Raw genomic sequence first — 22793 nt, forward strand, 5'->3', positions numbered from 1 at the left:
ACGCACCATAGTTGATCGACCTTCCTCACCCAGCCGTAGTAGAAGTATTGACGGATTTTATCCATTTTCATCCTCTGTGGTGCAGCGCTGGTCTTGCGCTGCATGAACGGCTAACGGGCAGTTTAGTGCGAATTATGCCGACTCCGTGTAGGGCAGGATAATTCAACTTTAACTATCTACTCACTTTCCTTTGTTGGGAATAAATAGCATAATGGAACTATTATGACTTGGCACATTTGTTTTAAGTTTTATAGAAAGTCATATTAGGGAGGAATATTTAGATGTCACACCATGAAAACGAAGAAATGCTAACAGGAGGGAATGTCTCAAACGTATACCATTCGGCAGATACTGTTCGACGCGATTTAAAGCCAGACAGTACCAAAATTCATAAGTTATTAAATCATTTAGAAAACAAAGGTTTTAGTTATGCACCAAAGTTTTTAGGGATTGATGGAAAAGGTAGAGAGATACTATCTTTTATTGAAGGAAAAGCTGGCAATTATCCTTTAAAAGAATACATGTGGTCTAATGATGTTTTAAAAGAAATAGCGAAGATGCTCCGCCAATATCATGATGCTGTGAGTGACTTTCCATTATCAGATGAATGGAAACCAATGGATAATACCCCAAATAACATAGAGATTATCTGTCATAATGATTTTGCCATCTATAATATAATTTTTAATAATGAGAAACCAGTAGGTATAATTGATTTTGATGTTGCTGCTCCTGGTCCAAGACTTTGGGACATAGCGTATACTCTTTACACTTGCGTTCCTTTAAGCAGGCTTTATCATACCGAAACAGGTGAGGCAGTTTATTATAATCCATTACACGATGCCGAACATATAAAACAAAGAGTTCAATTGTTTTTTGAATCCTATGGTATTGAGGGGATGGAAGAAGATTATTTGGAGACGGTATTGCTACGTTTAGAGGGATTATGTAAATACATGGAAAGAAAAGCCAGTGAAGGGGACATTGCTTTTCAAAAAATGATAGATGAAGGACACCTTGAACATTATCAAAATGAGATTAAATTCATTCATAAATACGGAAATGAGTGGATTTAAGGTTCAACTAACGGAGAGTTGAGTAAATGTTACACGATTGAAATCTTATTTTCATCAGGTATTAATTATAATAAAAACCGCCCCCCTTTAAAATATAAACTTAGACCTGCAGCCCGTTGCTGTGGGTCTCTTTTTGTTATTAAACGAAAGGACAGATTACATCCAAGTTATGGTAATATGGAGATAACAACAAAATGAATCTAGTGGGTGATGATGACATGAACCTTGCAAACAAAATAACAGTCTTAAGAATTGGGATGATTCCTTTTTTCATGCTGGCACTTCAACATTACCCATCTTGGATGGTGGATCAGTTTGGCTTTTTGAATTACATAAATCAGTATGGACTGTATTGGGCAATCGCAATATTTATCATTGCATCAGCAACAGACAAGTTAGATGGTTATATAGCACGCAAATATAATCAGATAACGAATTTCGGTAAGCTTGCAGACCCGCTAGCTGATAAACTATTAATATCGGCTGCGTTGGTAATGATGGTTCAACAGAATATGATTCCTTCATGGATAGCGATTGTGATTATTGGTCGGGAAGTAATGGTTTCTGGCATTCGTACTATTGCAGCGGCAAAGGGAGTGGCACTTGCAGCCGATAAACATGGGAAAATGAAGATGGTGCTACAGGTTGTTGCAATTGCCGCAGTTTTATTAGGGAATTTTCCGTTTTACTATTTCACAAATTACCCAATTGACTTTCTGATCATGATATTAGCTGTTGGTTTGACGGTTTATTCTGGATACACGTACATGAAAAACAATTATCGTAAACTGCAATTGGATAACTTATGATATCTCGTCAACGAACCGATAAACCGTTGTACTAACGGATACTATAGCTCAACAATCACAAAGAAACGGCAGCTGTGAAAGGCTGGCGTTTTCTCAACCATGTGAAGGATAGTGCAATAAAATATCGAAAATAGAATGAATTTGATCAACAAAAAGAATGGATGGTTTTAGGATGAAATTCTTGTGTGAGTGTGGTCATCCAATATATGACCAGACCGATTACTTGCCGTATAAGGCACACGTAATTTCAGATCAAGATTGGTTTAATTTTCTAGATGAAATTGATGATGCCATTGAAAAAACAGGCTCAACTCCAGAAGACAAAGAAAAAGCACTAATGAGAGTTAGATCATTAGCAGTTAATTTATCTAAGTCAGTATATCAATGTAATGAATGCGGAAATGTATTTTTTTATAGGAACCCGCCTCAGTTAGAAATGTTTAGAAGTTGTAGTGATAATCCTAATAAAGAATTGTTCAAGTCTGCAAAAGGAGATGGGTAGTTTATTAATATCCTCTTCAGCTAACGAAAGAACGAGAATTAAAAGAATGTAACATAATTGAAATCTTACATTCATGTGATATTAAATGAATTAAGCCTATAATAAAGCTTGACCCCCTTTTAAATATAAACCTTAGACCCTCAGCGCGTTGCTGTGGGTCTCTTTTTCGCCATTCAACTAAGGGGCAGGTTACTTACAATATGTGTTAATATAAAGTTGGACATATCAAGAATTTAATAGTTAGAAATTTATTTTTGGGGGATTTTTATGCAACGGATATCTGAAGAAGATGCGCGTTTTTATGGTATCGAAACTAAGTTTGACCTTATGGAAAATGGGGAGCGCAGATTTAGATTAAATTGTTCAGTGGATGGAAGTTCGTATTGTCGGACAGTAGCTGCTGAGATGGGCGCTTGGCAGAATAGCCATTATCATAAGTTAGTATCAGAGCTTTATGTTGTTCAATCAGGATGGATTGTATATGCAGAAAGAAAAGATGCAGAATTACATTTGTGCATATTAAGAGAAGGAGAAAGTGTGACATTCAAGCCATTAATTCATCATAACATCTTTCTATCTTCCAATTCGGTCATACATACTATTAAATATGGTCCCTCTGTAGAAAATGACTGGTTCCCTTCCTCTGAGTTAGACAAGGTGACTAAACACTTGGATCCATATGACCTATTTGTATTGGGCTAACGCAGGAATGATAGCGTAATTAATACAAATTAGACAGACGAACATAAACGGCTACCTATTTCATGATAGCAGGCAGGATAACAAATTCGTCTTTGTGCATCAGTCATTGTAGGTTAACGAAATGTATAGTTCCATCACAACATGATGGCATCCGGTACTTGATCGGGTGCCTTTGTCTGTTGAAGTAACGGGAGAATTAAGGGCAGAGAACTTCCAAAACGTGGTAATATAACAATATACATTTAATCACGAGTGGAGGGGTAATGTGGAAACAAACTTGGATAAGAAGATAAAAAAAATTTGTATTGACCTTTCAGTGAAGTTAAGGGGGAATCAAGCTGGTAATGGGAATGCTTTAATTGACTACTCATTAATTGAAGAACTTCATTCAACTTTAGATGTATACAAGGAATCCATTCATGATGAGAAGATGGTTTCTAAAGAAATGGTATTTGCCCTTTTTTATACTTGCAGCAGGTTCTATATACAGAGTACATACTCTAATAATGCTGAGGAGTTAATGAAAGAATTCAATAAATTACAGTATAAACTGCTTCACGATGTTTTCGGTAAATTCGATAGTTAGTATATTTATCTTTTAAAACCATTCAACTCCAACGGTGAACTATAGTTCAATCATGACATAACGGCACGGCAATACGAACGGCTGCCGTCGTTCGTTGAAGTTAAGGGCAGATTAGTGAAATAGCATTGTGAGTAAGAATGTGGAAACTTTTTACTTACTCCCTTCGTCATCTTTTTAAAGAAACTAAATGTTGAGGGGATGACACAATGATGTCGAAGAGAAAACAGATTTGGATTATCTCCATCACGGTATTGTTAGTGATTTATTTCTTTTAGATCGCCAGGACTTTTTTGAAGACTACAACTAACGGTATTACCTAAACCATAAGGCAGGGGCGTTTTAAGTGAAAAAAAGCAGCTTAATAGCTCTTTTAATACTCTTTTCTTCATTAACGGTAGCATGCGGAAATGATAGGGATACTAATGCTTATGGTCAGATCATTACTCCTACAACAGTAACGCCAAAACCTACACCAGATTCTCTACCCGATTCAGAAGAGAAAAAGGATGTTGGTAAGGATGATTCAGTTGTTTCTAACCCTACGGATTATGAAATTGTAAAAGAAATCTATACGAATAATAAGAACATTATAATACACTATCCTCAAATTAATAATTTAAGTGATAATGTTAAGCAAAATAAAGTTAATCAAATAATAAAAGATAATGCATATGGTTATTTGAAGGATTTTTCACAGGAAGAAATTAATAATTTAAGTTGGGATATTAATTATCGTATTGCTTGGGAAAGTAAAAACCTTCTGAGTATTCAGTATTCTGGATATAGTTATGATGAAGGTGCAGCACATCCTGTAAACCAGTTCTACTCTACCAATATTGATATGGAAAAGTTAATCACTTTGAAATTAAAAGACCTTATTAATATTGATGAAGACTTTGTAACAAAATTAAAAAAAGGAAGTTTAAAATCAACCATTTTAGAACAGAGCGATACGTTTGAGCGACATACCAATCAAGAATGGGTTGAAATGTTGAACAATGCAGACTCGAATGAGTCTGAAATTAAGACATACTTGACTAAAGATTCAATAGGAATTAGTGTAGAAGTTGCACATGTTATAGGTGATCACGCGGAATTTGAGATTAAATACGAGGATTTATCAAATAATGCAAAATATGAATATGAAATATGGAAAGAAATCAATAATTCTGCTCAGTAAAGTTTGTGAACCAACTTGCGACTAACTATCGTAGGGTGGTTCTTTTTTCATCGCCACAGTATCGCTAATAACCAAATCAGCCTTTCGTTCACCTAAGACCGGCCTTATCGAGTCTTTTGGTATGTATTTTAATACCAGCTTGGACTTCAATTTGTTTATCAAAAATTAAAGCCAAAAAATTCGCGATAAATAACCCACCTTACGCATTTGTTTACTCCCTATCGTGGGAATAAGAACATTATCGCTTACAGATTGATTGTAGGGAAGTCTTGACCTTAACGGTTAAGCTAACGGGCAGAATTCTTCAGTATTCCTCATTTTTTCAAGGGATTTCCAATCACTTTCGCGAAGTTATCCAACTAAGGAGTTTATGAAAGAGGGACTATGAGGGGGATTGAATATGGAAATTGTTAATTTTTCTGAACAAAGCATTTTTCATGAAAAAGCACAAAAATTATTCTTAGAACAAAAGGTAATAATAGAAGCATTGTTGCCAAAAGCAGATGTTCAGCATGTGGGGAGTACAGCTATTCCTAATAGTCTGACTAAAGGAGACTTGGACATTCAAGTTCGGGTAAAGCAAGAGGAATTTCTGTCTGCTGTTCACGTACTTTCGCAATTGTATTCAATTAACGACGGTAGTATAAGTACGGATTCTTTTAGAGCATTCAATGATGAGCTAACTGACCCACCATTGGGAGTTCAATTAACTATCATTAATACTGAGTTTGATTTTTTTTGGATATTCCGAGATGTGTTATTGAAGAACGATAATTACAGGGTAAAATACGATGAGTTAAAGAAGGACTTCGATGGGAAAGAAATGGATGATTATCGTAAAGGTAAAAATACGTTCTTCGAATGGTTATTGGAAACGCCTGAATTCAAGGCATTAAGAGCTAATACATAAAAATAAGTTACTACGCTCCCTCGGTATGATTTAATTATCTCACGCAAGCTCGTCTATTCGCAGGATTTCATCCTTTAGGTTTCGTACATGAATGAAAGATAGCGAGATATATTAGGATGTGTCGCTAAAAAGGCATGCGGGAACAGAGGTGAGGGCTAAATCACCCAATACATTCCAAATGCTGCACGTATTCTCCACAGTGCCCTTAGCGATTTTCACTCCCATGTCTCAGAGGGTCAATTGCCCTATAATTCCTTCGTCACATCTATCTAAGGGGTGGAGGTCGGTCTTTCTAACGGAACAGGTCAGAGCCTTTTTGCGTAATGTATCCCGATACTCCGTGCTTTCTTTGTCTCCTGCGAATACGCCAACTTACGTGAGATAAGGTTTGTTTTAAGCTGCTATTGCAAAGATTTTATCGGGGTTGTAGGCTTCATCACTACGAGCCATTCCTACTAAGAGTCGAGCTAGTTTTCCACACAGCTTCATGATAGACTTCATCTTTTTAAGCTTTTTCACCTGAACATTGTAGTGGTGTAAGGCTTTAAATTCTTGGTTACTCATGACCATGCACATTGTAATTAAATAGAGAAAGTGACGCTGTCGTGGACGGCCCCGTTTACTGAGCTTCAGTTGTCCTTTCCATTTACCCGAGCTTGCTTCGGTCACATTGAGACCTGCGTGACGGAGTAGAGCATTCCCGTGCGCATAACCTCTAAGATCTCCAGCCTCTCCTAAAATACCAGCTAGAGCAATGGCACTTATTCCAGTAATGGCAAGGATTTTGCCTGAATAGGGGATACGTTCAACAACGTCTTTGGCTTCTTTTTCGATCCTCTGCAGTTGTTTAGTGGCTAAGTCGTGCTCCTCAAGGAGCTGCTCTAGATGGAGTTTGTAAGCTTGTGTTGCCTGCTTAGATCCAACAGTTTTCTTGGCAAGATCGATGAGTAGATGGGCTCTACGCACACCAGAATGCCGCTTCATGGAATTCTGCCATCCTTTAATGACATCGTCAGGACTTAGTTTACATAGCTCAGCCGGGAGCGGAAAAAGCCGTAGGGTTAACAATGCACCCTTACAAGTTAAGATCTTAAAGACTTGTCTCAGTTCAGGGAAGACAATGTCGACCCAGCGGTGGATCTGGTTAACGGTACTTACAAGTCGTTTAACGACGGTTTCTCGGTTAGCCATGAGTACACGCAGCTCCTCGTACTCAGAGGAGGGGAAACGGACAGGGGAGTAGTAGCCGTTTTTCACCATGTCGGCAATAACTAAAGCATCTTTTTTGTCGCTTTTAGAGCGTGTATTGTCGCGGTTTTCTTTATTCTTCTTAACTAGATGAGGATTAACAAGTACAGCTTCAATGGCTCTATTTTTAAGCCACCCGGCAAGGCTTAGCCAGTAATGCCCAGTCGGTTCCAGACCAACGATAATTTGGGATAATTCATATGAAGCTAACAAGTCACCAATCCAACGGTCGAGCGACTTAAAGCCATCTTCGTCATTACTAAACACTAAAGGATTACCCAGAGCGACACCACGGAAGTTAACCGCTCTGGCAACATGAGTCTCTTGAGCAATGTCTACACCAACAACAATATGATTAAAGGTAATGTTTTCAATGAGTTGATTTTGCTTATCTTGTGATTTAAACTTCATAGTAGAGCGTCCTCCTGGATGATGGAATTAAAGGGCTTTTGACCCGTAGCGTACTTCCATCGTACAGAGGCGCTCGTTTTTTTACAAAGCTGAAATTTATCCATCTACAGGAATCTAACGGAGAACGTTTCTTAAATAGGGATCGCAGCTGCCGCGCAGTCTGACGATCCCTATTTTACTGGAGTAACTGGTAGGATAGCGGGGATGCACAACAGAATATATTAGGGAAGTTGAGTGCCTTTTGGAGGTCTATGTATGAAGGAGTTAGATGTTAAGCAAATCAGCAGTTTATTGGTCGGAACAGGATTGGCTTGTGAAATTAGTGCATCATCAGATAATAATCGTGCATTCGTAAAAGTACAAGTTATTGAAAATCAAAAATATTTGAATAGCCAAGATAAAAATGTTGCCCATTTTTTTCTGCGGAAGTATGAAGTTCCTGCGGATTATATTGAAAATGATTGGGACGTTACAGATGAGGTACTTATCGGATCAGTTCACATTATTGGCATTAAAGGAATTAAACAGCTTGTGTTTCATCTAAATATGTATGTAGACGATCTTTCAAGTCTTGTTGGAGAATGGAAATGTGATAACCCTTTATAAATCATAAAACTAACGGAAACGATAGCAGAATAAAGACACCGCGGCAGCCGCCATTTAAAATAAAAGCAAAGGGGAACTGTCGTTGAAAAGGTTTCTCCTGATAATATTTTTTATAGGAATACTAACGGAGAACTATAGCACAAAAAAAAAAGACTGCCGGCAGCAGCTATTTGAGCAGACTTGGTGTAGACAAATCGGAAACGGGAGAGATAAGGGATATTGAAAAAAAATTTTTCGGTTGGCAAGGCGGAGTGGTCAGATACAAGAGAAGAACAGTATAGAAAAGATAGCCTAGATATCGCTTTTGGATTTGGCGATACTTTGAATACTAGAGATGGTAAAGTTTATATAATTAAAAACGATGTTGAGATAGAGATTTCGAAACCCAATAAAGTGAAAACCTTTTGGTTCGAGACATGGCAAAAGTTAAAAGATTTCTATGGAGTCTAACACGATTCAACTTAACGGGGAACGTTAGTGAAATAACCAGGGAGCAGATCGCCGCGACCGGCATCTGCTTCCTTTTTCTATTGAAGTAACGGGCAGTTTAGCGTGGTGGCAGCATGTGCCATTAGACAGTAGTTTATTTTAACGACTATCCATTAATAATGTGTGGGGAATAGTTTTGGGTTACGAGAAGAAATAGTAATTAATTTGAGGTATTCGTTTCTTGCCTAATAAGGGTAGCTTTGGTATCTGTTTTATTTGTTCAGTTTAATGACAGGAATTGTAATATATTGTAAAATTATTTGTGTAAACAGAAATTAGTAATTTATTTTTAAAGGAGGATGTAATGCGATTAATAGCGAGTGTTTTGTTTATATTGCTATTTTTAACTGGATGCACAATAGAGAAGCCCGATCCTGAAAACAAGGAATGGGAAATTAGTCCTTTGTTTAAATCAGGTACATATACCATGATTGGACAAGAAGGAAGATTGGGTTTTATCTATGATCACAGTGAAGTGACCCGTTTCTACCCGAACAAAAAACAAAAATATATGTGGCACTTTTGGGGGAAGGCTGAAGAACTTCAAGGTCCATTAAAAGTAACGGGCACAAGTAAAGATACAGGAGAACAAATCACAGTTCTTTCAGCAGCAACAATAGGTGAACCTAACAATGGGGCTGATGCACACATTCCATCAATAATGTCACTACCTTCTCCTGGTCTTTGGAGATTAGATGCTTATATTGGAGAAAAAATCTTTGGTAGTATTATTGTTCAAGTTCAGGAGCAGAAGAAAGAAGTAAACTCATAAATTTAAGATACTCGTTATTACGCTAGACATAAACAAGTTGTAAAACTGGCGGTGGCGTTGAACTAACGGGCAGGATAACGGGGGGATGTTGTAGAATAAGGGGTTGGATGATAACGAGTCGGGGGGAATACTGCTACTTGCCCGCCGTGCTTTCACAGTTGGGTTTTACTTTCATTGGAAGATTAGTGCTTTAAGATCGTCAACTAAATGGATCGGTTGGTTTTTCTGTACTCTAGTATAGATAAAACTATTATGGTTAGTTTGTTTCATATTCTATATCCAAAAAGAAGGGCCATTTTGTGAAAATGGTCTTTTTTGTTGCATCTGTTCAGATTGAGAAAATTGTCTATTATTAATGCTGTAAAGCAAATATAATTATAAGTAAAAATAACTTTAACCAGTGGAGATAGAATATGGAAGATACTCGAAGATTAGAGAAAGTTTACGATCTGATGGAAAAATCCCGGAGGAAATATGGGAAACTTAAAAAATGTGAAGTGCACTTCCATACTCCTGCTTCTCATGATTATAGAGTTATTGAGAGTAGCATAAACCGCGAGTACAATGAAATAGATATTTCTGAGATAATCCAACTTGGGGTTAATGAACAATACATTTCCCAAGATGCGGCCGATGAAATAATTGCAACAATCGATCATTATAAATCTGATGACTACTTAAATAAACTAGATAAAGATGGAATGCCTTATGAGTCATTTAAAGAGTTTTTTACATACAGTTTAATTGCACATAAACTATATAAATCCAGAATTGAAGTAGCGGTTGTAACTGATCATAATACTATAAAAGGGTTCCCGAAATTAAAGTTTGCATTAGACTTCTATTTCAAGGAGAGGTTGAAAGGGAAAACCCAAAAACGTGTTTGTTTATTTCTTGGTGTAGAAATTTCTTGTTCAGAAAAAAATCACCTTGTAGCTATTTTTGATGAGAAGAAATATGTTGAGGTACAAAAATTTCTTGATGAATGTATCATCAACGAAGTAGATGGGACTTATTACACAAGCCATTTAATAAGTGAAAGAATAGCTAAGGAGTTAGATGGCATTAGCTATTTAGCACATATAAACTCTTCAAAATTGTTAGGAAGCGAAGGTTATAATAAAACATTGTTTGCAAGAAAAGACATGAAAGTCATTGGCATTACAACTCTAAGTTCAAAACAGAGCGTCATTCAACGTCTATATAAATATAATAAAGAAATGGCTAACAAAATCGGATTTATCTATGAAAGTGATTCACATGAGATATCTTCATTGGGAAAGAAAAATACGTGGATTAAATTTAGTGAGATATCATTCGCGGCACTCAAAAATGCAATAAATAACCATAAAATTAGTATCTATACAGATAAGCCGAATAAAGTTGATAAATTTATCAAGGGATTGGTTGTGGAATCTGGTCGGAGTGGGTTTCTAAAAGCTCAAGAAGGAGATTCAGATGAATTGTGTATTGTCGAATTTTCAAAAGATTTAAATTGTATTATCGGTGGCCGAGGGACCGGTAAAAGTACTATTCTTAATTTAATTGAAATTATTTTAACATTACATTCGGATGATATAAAAAAGTTGAAGTTTGTTTCAAGCCATCGGAAAATCTATCTCGTATTTTGCTGTGCTCAAAATGATTATATTGCCGAGTTCATACCACAAGTTCAAAATGAAACGGATTACAATGGAGATTTTTTTCTTGAGAAAGCTTTTGAAAATGAAGATGAGTTAGAACTTAGTAAACAATGGTTAAATCTTTATAAAGTCGAGCCTTTACGCAAATTCACGAAACTGAATAATAAAGAAACACACGAAACACTTCAAAAAATATATCGGAGAGGTTATTCGATAAATGGATTAGTAAGCAAGATAGACTCAGGACAAATAAGCGATTTTATTAAAGATACAATATTATACGGAGTTAACTATACGAGCATTCAAGATTTTATAAAAACATTTAATAGTAAGTCTAGTCGTAGCAAACTGCCATTTTTACGTAATAATCTAACTCAAATGCTTAAAGAAACAGGGCAAAGAAAGCAAGTTGTTGATTCCAAAATTAGTGATTTTAATATGATAAATGATAAAGTTTTAAAAATAGTTTACTCTCCCAAGCAAAAAGAAACATCGTATTATTTAAATGGTATCTTACGACCATTATCAGGCAATCAAAGGGTAGCAAATACCTATCTTTCATGGGATGATGTAACTCGTTACGTTCACTTAATGTGCAACAGAATCTCATACTTAGAGTTTTTAGAGTTTTTGCTTAAAGGAAATTATCAGGAGTTACAAAAACATATAAAAATCGAATCGTTTATTAATGAAGTAGACATTACAAATCGAGAAGTTGAAAGACATCTGAACTATATTGATAATACGAATATTTCAAACGTATTTGAACAAATTCGTAATGGACTCACGCTACATTCTGAAAGGCTCATCTTAAGTTTGGAGAAATATTTTGAAATAATTGATGAATTCAGTCTTGAATTCAATGTCAATTCGAGGGAATTACTTGAAAATCCAAAAATTATTATGAAACCCATTACCGATTTATCATTAGGTCAAAAAGTAGTGGCAATTCTTACTTTTGTTTTTCAATTTGGGCATCATGTCAACGACAATACACCACTGATTATTGACCAACCAGAAGATAACTTGGACAATCAGTATATTTATAAAAATTTAGTAAGTAGTCTGCGGCAAATTAAAAATTCTAGGCAAGTTATCATTGTGACACATAGCTCTACGATAGTTACTAATGCAGATGCAGAACAAATAATTGTAATGAACTCGAATAGTGATCATGGTTGGGTTGAAAGAACTGGATATCCTTCTGATTTAATTATTCTAAAACATGTATTAAATAATTTAGAAGGTGGAATAGATTCGTTTAAACATAAAGCTGAAACCTATAGTAATCTGCAACATAATATAATCTAGGTCAATAAAATCACAGCTCACCGCCTTGTTTGGACTTTTCCCAATGTGGGGAAAGTAGCTTAAGCTAACGAGGAAGTACGACAAGTTCTGCTATAAGCACCAAACAGTGCGAAAAGCAGGAGATTACACGAGTAATCTTAACTTTACAACCAAGGATGGGAACGACGGAACCATGTATCCCGAAACCATCCCGCCAATACTCCTGCGTGCGTCATGTTTAACAGAATATGAGGTATGAAGTACAGGTAGATTCGGCAGAACGAAGGCTATAGCCATTCGAATAGAAAAAGGTATGCCAACGGATATGTCGCGCGGCTGAAAAACTAGATATGGTGAGAATGTTCAAACAGACTGAACTGACGAACTTCCGAATGTACAGGTCTAAAGTTAGAGCATATGGAAACATATGCACCATCAAACGATGGGGTGAGCGGCGTAAAGTAAGAATTTCTTCTATGAAATACGCTATGCCGAACAATGGTGGCATTGGTCTCACAGGCTTGGAGGAAGCACCTAAGTCTAGAAAGAATAGCTAGGATGTAAGGGACTTGGAAAGCAAGGGACGTTGCAACAAGGGCTGTTACCCAAAACGGTTGTTATAAGGCGCATGCCGAAATACATTAATCCTTGTGAGGGCAGGGGCACGACTGGTGAAACTCCTGTAATGGGAGTGGAGGAATAGCCCCAAGTCTAACTGAAAAGAACGATTGTTTTCCAAGCGTGAATTGCACCGATCAGGTAGGAACGTGGGGACATCAATGGATGCCACAGTGCAAGCTACTAGGATGACCTAACAGTCTATATCCTTGAGTAACGAGGAACTTATGATCTAGTAAAGTCAGTTAGAGGGAACGCCGGATGCCGGGAAACTGGCACGTCCGGTGTGGCGCAGGGGAAAAGCTGGAGATCACATCAAATGCTTACCTATTGCAACCGATAGCTTCATAAAACATCAGGAAGAGAAGAGGCTGCCGGCATGATCGGCAGCCTCTTTACAAAACCTTTGCAATTGATTGGGAATGCTGTTCAATTATCCAGCATGGGCGAGCGGCGCTGGAGGGTCGACTGCTCGAAACTATAAGCGATACTGATTAGCGTTGGCTCGCTAAAGGCTCTCCCGGAGAAGACAACACCGAAGGGTCCCTGGGTCGAATCGCCGTCCGTATCGATTATTCCTATTTCAGAATAGCCAGCGGGAACGGTAATAAGGGGGTAACCTAGCCGGGCGGCAATGTACATACCATCTATATCCCCAGGTAGCATCAGCGCATCCAAGCCGTATTGATCAAGGCAATAGTCTATTCCTTGGGTTATTGCTTGGTGGTTATATTCCTGACGCTTTAGCAGATAGGTCTTTTCGTTCATCATATTTTGTTCAGAGCGAATGAGATTTTCTTGTCCGTATTTCAATGCAGAAGTGGCATGCTTATGATTATAAGAAATCAATTCATGGAGAGAATGCACGGGTACATCCGCATGTAGCTGTGATAAATAGCGATTCAGCCCTGCCTTGAATTCATAGGTGATAACGTCATTGTTCCAAGGATGTTGCTCCAAATAGAGTTCGACGGGATCGATGACTGTGGCGCCTTGTTTACGTAGAACATCAATGGCGGATTCCATGATGGATTTTCTTTCTTCGTCTAACACACGATAATAATGCCTAGGAATCCCAATACGTGCTTGACGCAGAAATCCAGCTTCGAGGTAAGCGGTATAGTCAGCAGGAATGTAATTTTGGCTTGCTAATGTAGCCCTATCGTTCTCGTCAATCCCTGTAATCGCCCCAAGTAGAATCGCTGCGTCGGTAACTGTTCTGGCAATCGGCCCCGGAGTGTCCTGGCTTATGGAGATAGGGATGATGCCACTACGGCTCGCAAGGCCAACAGTAGGCTTAATACCGACGAGGAAATGCTGGCTGGCCGGCCCAACAATTGAACCAGCGGTTTCTGTGCCAATGGCGGCCGCACAGAGATTCGCAGCTACGGCTGCAGCTGAGCCTGAACTGGAGCCGTTGACGAAGTACTTTCCGGGACCGTATGGATTCAGCACATATCCGCCCCGTGAGCTGTATCCCGCTGGCATTCGGTTAGCCATAAAGTTAGACCACTCAGTCATATTTGTCTTTCCTAGTATGACTGCTCCTGCCGTTCGAAGTTTTGCAGCTACGAATGCATCCGCTGCAGCGTACGACTCTGCCAATGCGACTGATCCGGCACTCGTATGCATCCGGTCGTGCGTATCGATGTTATCCTTTAGCAGGATGGGAATTCCATGCAGCGGCCCCCGAATGCCTGTTGTATTTCGCTCATAATCAAGAGTCCTTGCGATTTCAAGGGCATCTGGATTGATCTCTAGAACGGCATTGATTAGGGGATTGTATCTATGAATACGTTCGATGTACGCTCGAACGAGAGATTCTGAAGTGCATTCCCCCCGAGTCATAGCTGCCTGCATGCTTGCGAAGTCAGCTTCTTGGATCCTATCTTGTATATTGATGCTCATTTACTTTGTCGCTCCCCTAGATCCTTAAATTTGTTGTTAACTAATTTATGGTAACAGACAAACTTGTTTGGAGAAAGGGAGAATTCTTTTAGATAAAGAAAGTATCATAATGGGCTGAAGACGTTGGCTATTCTGAAAGGGTGGCAGGAAATAGTGGTTTGGTCATTTCAGAAAAATAACGCAAACTCATTGAACTATCGGGCAGGATAGAGGAACAGACGGTAAGGTTGTTCTCGAACAGAAGAACAAATTAATGATATGATGTTGTAAATGGAACAGGCTAGTCGAGCCTATTTTCTATTTTCGTGAGGGAGTCGATAAATGGGTATGGGAAGTACGAATCAATGGGATGCGGAATGGGAAGTATCAGAAGAATTGGCTCATAAATTAATAAGCAGTCAGTTTCCGCAGTTAGCTTCACAAAGCGTGCAAAAACTAGGATACGGCTGGGATAACACTGTTTTTCTTGTCGGGGCCGAATATGTATTTCGCTTTCCAAGAAGAGAAGTTGCAATTAATCGTTTAAGGATGGAAGGAAAGATACTACCTAAGCTTAAAGATTATTGTTCCATTGCATATTCGTTACCGCTATTTTTTGGGGGAGGGGATTATAATTATCCTGCACCTTTCCTAGGCTACCCCTATTTATCAGGAGAGTTTCCAATCGGATTAACTGACAAGCAACGTGCGTTATCAGCAACAACGCTCGCGCAATTTTTAAAAAGCTTACATGCATTCCCTGTGCAAATTGCCCAAGAAAATGGAGTTCAACATGACCATAGAAATTTGATTGATATTGCAATGCGTAAAGAAAAGTTGCATAAATTCATTTCCGACCTTGCCCTTCATTTTAGTGAAGAAGAGTATCGTGAATTATCGAACTATTTGGAACAGCTTGGAACTGAAAAAGTGAAACCCAAAAACGTATTCCTCCATGGAGACCTTCATTTTAAAAATATGCTGGTAGACGAGAATGGAATAGTTTCAGGGATTATCGACTGGGGAGATATCAATATCGGACATCCTGCTTGCGACTTGAATGTCGCGTATAGCTTTTTGCCTCCGGATGCGCGTTCAGACTTTTTCAAAGAATATGGGGATGTCGATGAAGAAACGAAAATATTAGCTCGATTGATAGCCATATACATTCCCATTTTGATCATGATGCAGGCAATTGATTATAAAGATGGAAAGTTGGTTGCTGAAGCAAAAGCGATCATAAAACGTGCTCTCGCTGATTAAGAAATGTCATTCCGCTAACTGGGAACGATAGTTGAATAATACATAAGAGAAGGCTGTCGATAGTAGATGATCGGCAGCTTTTTCGATTATCGGGTAGATTAGTTCATTGATTTTCAAGTTACATATTTTTTTCTTCGATCTGTTTGATAACAACTGCAGATACTACTAGAATATTTATTACACCAGACATCTGAAAAAATGGGGTCAACTCTTTGTTAAGAAACTTTATATTTTTTAAAGCTGAAATTAAGAGCTCTGTCGACTCTACATCATTGACATAATTAATCCATCACTTAAGTGAAATAATAAGTTCCTCTACTACTTTTTCGTTGGATACTATATTGTGTCTTTTTCTGTACTAAAATGAAGACCACAAAATATGTATATGTCTTGGTACTGTTCATCCTCTATGGCATTTAGCATAACATTGACTGAATTAATAATAGTAGTATCAAATACAGACTTATAAAACTGGGAAGCACTATTAACAGCAATTTGATTTCCTACTTTCCATAGTGTACCAATATATGCCCGACAGCCCCCTGCAATCATATGAAGAGCGAACTCTTTCCAAGAAGTACACGTGTTGTTAAAGACTATAGGATATGTATGTGTGAAGCCTGCGCCTTCCTGCCCCTAGAGAGTTACGAGGCCTTTTTCTAACTTAGCGGAACACGAGAGCCGGATAGAGGCTCAAAAAAGAAATAAGAGCAAGGCTTTAGGACAAACACATAACAATGATCAACTGATACGACATCATATGTCGCGCCACCTTTTATATACTGGGGAAGCAACATCGTTACACGACACTCAGAGAAAAGGGGGACCTATCCATGTCGAAAACAAAACGCGGTCGCGTGCTCTGGAGCCTCCCATCCCGGGGACGCGGTACTTGCCCGATTTGCGCCGCGACGCGCATCAAGCTGTTGTACGTGCGGACAAAATCGGACGGCGAGCAAATCAAAGTTTGCAAGCGATGCCACGGCGTAGATCAAGCAAAAGTCGAAGCAGCGCTTATTTGAACGACGCGACGCGTGTAAGCCGAGCCCCCGTTCCTTCCTTGAAGTAACGGGACTCATATTTCCGAACGAATATCGGTTGCCAGAACCGCCGTGGGAGTGGTCTAATGATCTAAGAAAGATGAACGAATGGTACACGGAAGGGGACGGTCTCGGTTGAGCAACATGCACCGGATTCAGTGGTTCGATCAGCGGATTCGGGAATCCCGGTATCCAAACAGCCAAGCGCTTGCGGAACATTTCGAAATTTCGCGGCGGCAAGCCCAGCGCGACATCGAATATATGGAGAACACGCTCCGCGCGCCGCTACTCTACGTCGCGAAACATCGCGGGTACATGTACGAGGACCGGGCCTACGTGCTGCCGAGCTTATACATGACGGAAGAAGAAAAAAACGTGCTCCGTTTTCTTGCCAACCGATACAATCAGTACGATTACGATAACGCAGACCAGGTCCGCCGCGTTGCGCAGCTGCTGGACCGGTTCACGGGCGGACAGGATATGGTCCTGGACAGTAGACTACCTTCGTTTCAGGCGAATCCGCGGCTGATGGAGACCGTTCTCCGGCTCTCAAACGCGATCCGGGAAGAGCGGGTGGCGGAGATTCACTGTGGCGGCGAGCATCTCGTTGTGTGGCCGTTGCGGCTGTTTGCGCACTATAACACGGATTATTTGGAAGCATGCTGCGGAACGAGCGGAAAGCTACGGACGTTCCGGTTGAATCAGATTGCTTCGGTAAACGTGACAGAGCGCCGCTTCAATCCGGCGGAGGCGGAACGCGGACTGCCGGACGAGACGGCGCCTGCCGTCCGCAAGCCGTTCACGGCTCGCCTTCGGCTCGCGGAAGCGCCGCCAGGCGGCGAAACGTGGAATGGATTCGCCGCAAGGTTGTCTTCGGATGACCGGCTTATATATAATGTCGATTTTTACGATACGGACACTTTCTTGCAGCATTTGACGACGGCGCGGTGGGAAGCACTCCTCGGTCCGAAGTGGCTGCGGGTGAAACTGCGCGAGAGGTGCGCGGATGTGTTGAGCCGGATCGAAAGGGAGCATTAAAGAATGTCGAGCGTTTACTTGGACAAGTTCAGGATAGGAAGGGAATCAAAGTCGTACGTCGACAGCTTGCACGCGGTACTCACGGCGGCCGGAATGTTCACCGGACCGAAATATATGTTGTCCGGACTGACCGGCATGGCATTCAAATTTTCGGTTCACGAACGGCTGCTGCCGCTCTCCGTCAGTGCATACGGCAACTGGGTGAATGAACATGGACCGGCCGTCGACAACGTCGGTCTGCTGTCGGACCGAGACGCCGGTCGGACTCGCCATCCGACATTCCGCTTTTATCAGCAGGCTGCGATTGACTGGACTAGACGGTCGCTCGACCGTGGCATCGGAGTGATTTATTGGATTCCGGAGTTCGGAGTCATACGCGGTTATGACGACGAAGACAGCGTATTTTTCGTACAGGACGGCATGTCGGACGAAGACCAGATCGTGCTCTATGACAATTTAGGGCTGAACTTCACGGGGTTCTGGTATGCGGAAGCCGTCGCAGATGCAATAGATGTGCCGCTCGAGACGATGGCGCTCGAATCGATTCGGCTTGCGCTGGACGATTGGACGACGCCGCATAAGACTCTTCCAAATACGGACATTGGCTCGGGCAGGCTTGCTTATTCGTTTATGATCCGGGCGCTTCTGAAAGGCGATTACGATGTGTTCGGGGCGCGTTACATAATTGAATCGTACATCTATGCCCGGGATGAAATTCGGCACTATCTGGAGGACATCCACCATCTGTGGCCGGAGCTAGTCGAAGCGTCGCGGCTGTACGCAGCGATCGGGGACACGTTCGAAGGTTGGGACATGGCTGACGTGCCGGCGCTTGTGCGCGCGTTTGAGACGGCGCTCGCGCTCGAGGAGGGGGCGATGGACCGGTTCCGCAAACTGTCTGACCGCCTGCACGATCCGAAGCGTACCGTCGTTCCGCGATGGGGTAAGTCGACACCGAGATAGCGAGAGGGGGTTGCTCGATGGGCGTTGTTTTGCTTCAAAACTTGCATATGCACGCGGAGTCGCTGTCCTATGTCGACGCGATGCACGCCGTATTGACGCATCAAGGCTGGTTCGACATGCCAAAGCCGATGCTTGCGGGCATGTCTGTGTCGGGATTTCGTTTCACCGTTGACCGGCGGCTGACAGCCGAATCGCTGACCGCTTACAATTGGATAGCGGAAAATTTTCTTGCTTGCGATTTCATCGGGGTCACCGCGTCATCGCGCGCGGGCTTCGCGTTTCAGCCGACTTTTCCGCTCCAACGGCGTCGTGCTATTACCGATATTATCGCGTCTGTCGATCGCGGCGTGGGAGCGATTTTCTGGCATAACGGTTTCGTCGTCATGACAGGATATGACGCTGACCGGGAATTGCTCTATTATTCGGACGGCTCGGATTCGGTTGAAGGGTACAAGACTTTGCCATATGACAAATTTGGCCGGAACGGCACGCCTTACTGGTACTACCAAACATTGGATGACCGAATCCCGATGGATCCGCTCGCAGTGTTCAAGGAGTCGTTCGTCCAGGCGATTTTCAAGTGGGAGACGCATGACATCATGTTGTCAAAAAATGAATACGGTTGCGGGCAAGCGGCTTACGAAATGATCATTTCGGCGCTGGAAGACAGTGAGTATGATGCGGACGGAGCGCGGTCTCTGTTCACATCTTATGCAGCGACGAAACGGGACATTGCCATTTATATGGAAACTGTCGGATCAGTTTGGCCGGAGGCCTGCGAGGCGGCGGAACAATACCGCGTACTTGCTGGTCTGTTCAAACGGGTTATCACGGCTGGGGTCAAGGGCGCCGAACGGGTCGAGATGTTCCGAGAAGCGAAGCGCGTCGAGGAACGGGCGATCCATGTGCTTAAGAAGCTCGTGCGTGAGACGGCTGCGAACCGCCGTCATGACGTAGGTTTGCGTTAGCCGTATCCTGGTCGGGTGGCGGTCGGGGATCGTAGACCGAATCCGTGCCGTTGCTGCGATTTGCTTACGATTGAAAAAACACCTTTCAGGGAGGACATTAGGATGTCATTACAAGTTCGTCCATATTGCACTGAATTAGAGGAATCAGTTAAAAATTTAAGTCACAAAGCATGGATACTTTTTAAGTACAATAAAGATTTCGATCATCAGAGGATGAGTTGTGTATTTAACGAGGACGGTAATTTAATTTGTGTTGGATTTTTAAGACATGGAATAGCTGATGATCATGATGTATTCGAAATCGAAATGCCCACTAATGAATTAGCTTCAAGCCGTATGGATGAAGTGAGAATGGCTCTATACCCTAAATTCATAGATACCTGTCAAAAGCTGCGTAATCCAAACAAGAAAACTAAGGTAGTTGCGTGGAAAGACTTTTATGGCGACAGAGAGTTTTATGAAGAGAAGGACTTTAACCCGTATCAAACATATTATATAGCAAAGCGTTCACTTGAAAACCCCATACCTGAAGTCAGGACGCCAGTTGGAGTTAATGTCAAATACTACCCAATGGAATCCAAAGAAGAAAGAATCAAATACACCGAGTTAGAAAATCAATTTTATCAAGGCGTTGTATACAGAAGTGTAAATATGTTGGAATGGATGATGGGTGGTCCAGAGTTACATACCATTTCTGCATTTGAAGGCGATGAACTTGTTGGCAGCGTTATGTGTTGGCAAACTGGTGCAGTTGAAAGATTATTCGTAATTCCTCGTTGGCGTAATAAAGGGTTGGGTGAGTTTCTCATAACGAAGGGTTTTGAGTATCACATTAAGAATGGTCGAAACGAAGTTTATTCGCTGGTTAATGAACAGGATGAGGAAGCTATGAAGTTGGTAGAGTCAATGGGGTATACCTTTCCTGTAAGATTAGAACTCAAGGCATTGGATGTTTAGAAAAAAGAACTTATGTCTAAAGAAGTGGACTATAAGATTGCCATTTGGCAGCCATGTCCGTTAATGAGAAACGATAGTACGTAAAGCCCGGGCCTCATCCGAAGGCACCGGGAACACGGAACTGCAGGTGTTCGAGCCGTCCGCTGTTGCCGGTGCCTCAGTCTACAACTTTATTTACCTAGTCTAATGGTTATTTTCTTGTCATTAGACATCATCATCATCCTATGTCGGGTGACAAGAACATTATCTCATTAATTACCGCTTAAATCGCGGTTTTTTTATTTTATGGGATCAAGTTCTTGTCACGAGCCAATGACAAGAACTTGATCCCATTCCCGATTTTGACAAGAACTTGATCTCATTCCCGACAGATGGGTTCGGGAGTGAATGAGGTGGATATAGAAATACCTGGAAAGGATACCTAACGATTGAACGGGTAGAATACTTCCAATATGTGTTAAAATGTATTGTGATGGTTAGTCTTGTGGTAGGAGGGAATTCTGATGAATCGGTGGGTCGGTGCGGCAGCTATATGTGTCAATTCTGATAAACAATTACTTATGGTCCTACAAGGTAAACCAGAAGAAGAGAAACGATGGTCGGTGCCGTCTGGGGGCATAGAAGAGGATGAAACACTAGAAGATTGCTGCATTAGAGAAGTTTATGAGGAGACAGGTTACCGTTGTAAAGTTAACAGAGAGATAAAGGGTAAGGCAGGGGCATTTGGTCCAGTTGAATTTCATGTTACATATTTTGAGGTTGAAATTTTAGGTGGCCAACCAACAATCCATGACCCTGATGGACTTATATATGAAATTGCTTGGAAGACCACTGAGCAGCTGAATGAACTGCATCTTACCTTTCCTGAAGATAAAGAGTTCTTGTTACAGTACATCGAACAAAGAGCATTACGCTAATTAGGAAGCTCATAGAAATATAATGTCAGTAGAGGGGGTATTTTTGATGTATCCGCGAGCTAATACATTAGGACTAATTATAAAAGATAACCAGATTCTTTTAGAGGAACAAGAAGGTAAACATTCAAAGGGAATAGGTCATTACTACCGTCCAATTGGTGGAACTATTGAACTTGGAGAAAGGTCAAATGAGACATTACTAAGAGAGTTTAACGAGGAATTAGGCGTTGAAGTAGTTATAAAAAAATATATTACCTGTTTAGAAAATATTTTCAAAATAGATGAAAACATAGGACATGAAATAACACAAATATACTTAGTTGATTTCAAAGATAACAACCTATATCAGAAAGAATGTTTTACTGTAGTTGAGGGATATAAAACTACATATGCTAAATGGGTATTAAAAGAAGAAATAATATCAGGGGATAAGATACTGTATCCTAACGGATTAACAGAATTACTTAAAGAAGAGGTATTCCGCTAACGAGACACGATAGTAAAAACAGCAAAGGACTGCCACTCGGCAGCCCTTTACCCCGCTAACGGGCAGAAGAGTTGAATAATGTTAAGCTGGAGGAAACCACTTACAAATCGGCGAATACTGTATTAAAACATTCTTTGGGGTGTAACTATATTATGGAAAAAAGATTGTTAGCATATCGAATCTATCCTGAGCCACATGGAACCAATTATGAGTATTCCGATTTATTAAGAATAGAAAAGATTGAAGAGATATTTGATTATTGTCAGATAGGAGAAGCTATAATTTCAAAAGAAGGTTGGAAATTGTTGATTGAGGAACATGGTTATCAAACTTTATATGAAATAAATGAAAAGAGTGGTTGGTTTGAATGCGGAAATCTGGAAGAATTTATTTCTGAAATTGAAGCACAAATTGATTCATCATGAAGCTAA

22 protein-coding genes are annotated in these 22793 nt (G+C 40.6%); 20 read left to right on the plus strand and 2 right to left on the minus strand.

The genetic code is table 11. The annotated features are described in order from the left end of the window. Positions 1 to 281 precede the first annotated feature (281 nt). The 7 genes from HQN90_RS36460 (at position 282) to HQN90_RS36490 (ending at position 5765) form a co-directional block, all read left to right on the plus strand. Positions 282 to 1076 (plus strand): phosphotransferase, encoded by a 795-nt coding sequence (locus HQN90_RS36460; protein ID WP_173227735.1) that lies wholly within the window; start codon positions 282 to 284, stop codon positions 1074 to 1076. A 194-nt stretch (positions 1077 to 1270) separates the two neighbouring features. After that, complete coding sequence (gene pgsA / locus HQN90_RS36465; RefSeq protein WP_420851109.1) at positions 1271 to 1885, plus strand: CDP-diacylglycerol--glycerol-3-phosphate 3-phosphatidyltransferase; 615 nt, start codon at positions 1271 to 1273, stop codon at positions 1883 to 1885. Between the two features lie 172 nt (positions 1886 to 2057). Then, positions 2058 to 2387, plus strand: coding sequence for a hypothetical protein (locus HQN90_RS36470; protein ID WP_173227736.1), 330 nt, complete (start codon positions 2058 to 2060; stop codon positions 2385 to 2387). A 267-nt stretch (positions 2388 to 2654) separates the two neighbouring features. Next, positions 2655 to 3089 (plus strand): hypothetical protein, encoded by a 435-nt coding sequence (locus tag HQN90_RS36475; protein WP_173227737.1) that lies wholly within the window; start codon positions 2655 to 2657, stop codon positions 3087 to 3089. A 265-nt stretch (positions 3090 to 3354) separates the two neighbouring features. Further along, positions 3355 to 3675, plus strand: a complete 321-nt coding sequence (locus HQN90_RS36480) for a hypothetical protein (RefSeq protein ID WP_173227738.1) — start codon at positions 3355 to 3357, stop codon at positions 3673 to 3675. Between the two features lie 343 nt (positions 3676 to 4018). Then, on the plus strand, positions 4019 to 4855 hold the full coding sequence (locus HQN90_RS39155; RefSeq protein WP_173227739.1) for a PdaC/SigV domain-containing protein: 837 nt from the start codon (positions 4019 to 4021) through the stop codon (positions 4853 to 4855). Positions 4856 to 5255: 400 nt separating this feature from the next. Continuing rightward, positions 5256 to 5765 (plus strand): GrpB family protein, encoded by a 510-nt coding sequence (locus HQN90_RS36490; protein ID WP_173227740.1) that lies wholly within the window; start codon positions 5256 to 5258, stop codon positions 5763 to 5765. 393 nt (positions 5766 to 6158) lie between these two features. On the opposite strand, the gene HQN90_RS36495 is transcribed toward HQN90_RS36490, so the two are convergent. Then, complete coding sequence (locus HQN90_RS36495) at positions 6159 to 7424, minus strand: IS110 family RNA-guided transposase (protein WP_173227741.1); 1266 nt, start codon at positions 7422 to 7424, stop codon at positions 6159 to 6161. A 255-nt stretch (positions 7425 to 7679) separates the two neighbouring features. Between HQN90_RS36495 and HQN90_RS36500 the strand changes: the two genes are divergently transcribed. The 4 genes from HQN90_RS36500 to HQN90_RS36515 all read left to right on the plus strand — a co-directional run bounded on the left by HQN90_RS36500 (position 7680) and on the right by HQN90_RS36515 (position 12245). Continuing rightward, positions 7680 to 8030, plus strand: coding sequence for a hypothetical protein (locus HQN90_RS36500; protein ID WP_173227742.1), 351 nt, complete (start codon positions 7680 to 7682; stop codon positions 8028 to 8030). Positions 8031 to 8249: 219 nt separating this feature from the next. After that, positions 8250 to 8480, plus strand: a complete 231-nt coding sequence (locus tag HQN90_RS36505) for a hypothetical protein (RefSeq protein ID WP_173227743.1) — start codon at positions 8250 to 8252, stop codon at positions 8478 to 8480. Between the two features lie 343 nt (positions 8481 to 8823). Further along, positions 8824 to 9291, plus strand: coding sequence for a hypothetical protein (locus tag HQN90_RS36510; RefSeq protein WP_173227744.1), 468 nt, complete (start codon positions 8824 to 8826; stop codon positions 9289 to 9291). A 413-nt stretch (positions 9292 to 9704) separates the two neighbouring features. Beyond that, positions 9705 to 12245: a Spaf_1101 family AAA-like ATPase gene (locus HQN90_RS36515; protein ID WP_173227745.1), complete on the plus strand. Its 2541-nt coding sequence runs from the start codon at positions 9705 to 9707 to the stop codon at positions 12243 to 12245. Between the two features lie 1026 nt (positions 12246 to 13271). On the opposite strand, the gene HQN90_RS36520 is transcribed toward HQN90_RS36515, so the two are convergent. Continuing rightward, positions 13272 to 14750 (minus strand): amidase family protein, encoded by a 1479-nt coding sequence (locus HQN90_RS36520; RefSeq protein ID WP_173227746.1) that lies wholly within the window; start codon positions 14748 to 14750, stop codon positions 13272 to 13274. A 327-nt stretch (positions 14751 to 15077) separates the two neighbouring features. Here HQN90_RS36520 and HQN90_RS36525 point away from each other — a divergent pair, with 327 nt between their 5' ends. The 9 genes from HQN90_RS36525 (at position 15078) to HQN90_RS36565 (ending at position 22787) form a co-directional block, all read left to right on the plus strand. Then, a complete protein-coding gene (locus HQN90_RS36525) occupies positions 15078 to 15992 on the plus strand; it encodes a phosphotransferase (protein WP_173227760.1) in 915 nt (304 codons plus the stop codon). Between the two features lie 892 nt (positions 15993 to 16884). After that, positions 16885 to 17061: a hypothetical protein gene (locus HQN90_RS36530; protein ID WP_173227747.1), complete on the plus strand. Its 177-nt coding sequence runs from the start codon at positions 16885 to 16887 to the stop codon at positions 17059 to 17061. A 115-nt stretch (positions 17062 to 17176) separates the two neighbouring features. After that, on the plus strand, positions 17177 to 18070 hold the full coding sequence (locus HQN90_RS36535) for a helix-turn-helix transcriptional regulator (protein ID WP_246363007.1): 894 nt from the start codon (positions 17177 to 17179) through the stop codon (positions 18068 to 18070). 3 nt (positions 18071 to 18073) lie between these two features. Then, positions 18074 to 19033, plus strand: coding sequence for a hypothetical protein (locus HQN90_RS36540; protein WP_173227749.1), 960 nt, complete (start codon positions 18074 to 18076; stop codon positions 19031 to 19033). Between the two features lie 17 nt (positions 19034 to 19050). Continuing rightward, the gene (locus HQN90_RS36545; RefSeq protein WP_173227750.1) at positions 19051 to 20001 is read left to right on the plus strand and encodes a hypothetical protein; all 951 of its coding nucleotides are present in this window, start codon (positions 19051 to 19053) and stop codon (positions 19999 to 20001) included. A gap of 102 nt (positions 20002 to 20103) precedes the next feature. After that, a complete protein-coding gene (locus HQN90_RS36550) occupies positions 20104 to 20958 on the plus strand; it encodes a GNAT family N-acetyltransferase (RefSeq protein ID WP_173227751.1) in 855 nt (284 codons plus the stop codon). Between the two features lie 503 nt (positions 20959 to 21461). Further along, positions 21462 to 21875, plus strand: coding sequence for an NUDIX hydrolase (locus HQN90_RS36555; RefSeq protein WP_173227752.1), 414 nt, complete (start codon positions 21462 to 21464; stop codon positions 21873 to 21875). Between the two features lie 46 nt (positions 21876 to 21921). Continuing rightward, positions 21922 to 22362, plus strand: a complete 441-nt coding sequence (locus HQN90_RS36560) for an NUDIX hydrolase (RefSeq protein ID WP_173227753.1) — start codon at positions 21922 to 21924, stop codon at positions 22360 to 22362. A gap of 152 nt (positions 22363 to 22514) precedes the next feature. Further along, positions 22515 to 22787 carry a hypothetical protein gene (locus tag HQN90_RS36565; protein ID WP_173227754.1) on the plus strand — a complete coding sequence of 91 codons (273 nt, stop codon included), beginning with the start codon at positions 22515 to 22517 and terminating at the stop codon, positions 22785 to 22787. The last annotated feature ends 6 nt before the right edge of the window (positions 22788 to 22793 follow it).

The organism is Paenibacillus alba, from assembly GCF_013204855.1.
In the GTDB taxonomy this organism is placed as follows: Bacteria; Bacillota; Bacilli; order Paenibacillales; family NBRC-103111; genus Paenibacillus_E; species Paenibacillus_E alba.

Excerpts from the sequence above, each read along its gene's own strand:
- HQN90_RS36460 (WP_173227735.1), top strand. The coding sequence starts at position 282 with ATGTCACACCATGAAAACGAAGAAATGCTAACAGGAGGGAATGTCTCA.
- pgsA (WP_420851109.1), top strand. The coding sequence starts at position 1,271 with ATGAATCTAGTGGGTGATGATGACATGAACCTTGCAAACAAAATAACA.
- HQN90_RS36470 (WP_173227736.1), top strand. The coding sequence starts at position 2,058 with ATGAAATTCTTGTGTGAGTGTGGTCATCCAATATATGACCAGACCGAT.
- HQN90_RS36475 (WP_173227737.1), top strand. The coding sequence starts at position 2,655 with ATGCAACGGATATCTGAAGAAGATGCGCGTTTTTATGGTATCGAAACT.
- HQN90_RS36490 (WP_173227740.1), top strand. The coding sequence starts at position 5,256 with ATGGAAATTGTTAATTTTTCTGAACAAAGCATTTTTCATGAAAAAGCA.
- HQN90_RS36495 (WP_173227741.1), bottom strand. The coding sequence starts at position 7,424 with ATGAAGTTTAAATCACAAGATAAGCAAAATCAACTCATTGAAAACATT.
- HQN90_RS36500 (WP_173227742.1), top strand. The coding sequence starts at position 7,680 with ATGAAGGAGTTAGATGTTAAGCAAATCAGCAGTTTATTGGTCGGAACA.
- HQN90_RS36510 (WP_173227744.1), top strand. The coding sequence starts at position 8,824 with ATGCGATTAATAGCGAGTGTTTTGTTTATATTGCTATTTTTAACTGGA.
- HQN90_RS36515 (WP_173227745.1), top strand. The coding sequence starts at position 9,705 with ATGGAAGATACTCGAAGATTAGAGAAAGTTTACGATCTGATGGAAAAA.
- HQN90_RS36520 (WP_173227746.1), bottom strand. The coding sequence starts at position 14,750 with ATGAGCATCAATATACAAGATAGGATCCAAGAAGCTGACTTCGCAAGC.
- HQN90_RS36525 (WP_173227760.1), top strand. The coding sequence starts at position 15,078 with ATGGGAAGTACGAATCAATGGGATGCGGAATGGGAAGTATCAGAAGAA.
- HQN90_RS36535 (WP_246363007.1), top strand. The coding sequence starts at position 17,177 with ATGCACCGGATTCAGTGGTTCGATCAGCGGATTCGGGAATCCCGGTAT.
- HQN90_RS36540 (WP_173227749.1), top strand. The coding sequence starts at position 18,074 with ATGTCGAGCGTTTACTTGGACAAGTTCAGGATAGGAAGGGAATCAAAG.
- HQN90_RS36545 (WP_173227750.1), top strand. The coding sequence starts at position 19,051 with ATGGGCGTTGTTTTGCTTCAAAACTTGCATATGCACGCGGAGTCGCTG.
- HQN90_RS36550 (WP_173227751.1), top strand. The coding sequence starts at position 20,104 with ATGTCATTACAAGTTCGTCCATATTGCACTGAATTAGAGGAATCAGTT.
- HQN90_RS36555 (WP_173227752.1), top strand. The coding sequence starts at position 21,462 with ATGAATCGGTGGGTCGGTGCGGCAGCTATATGTGTCAATTCTGATAAA.
- HQN90_RS36560 (WP_173227753.1), top strand. The coding sequence starts at position 21,922 with ATGTATCCGCGAGCTAATACATTAGGACTAATTATAAAAGATAACCAG.
- HQN90_RS36565 (WP_173227754.1), top strand. The coding sequence starts at position 22,515 with ATGGAAAAAAGATTGTTAGCATATCGAATCTATCCTGAGCCACATGGA.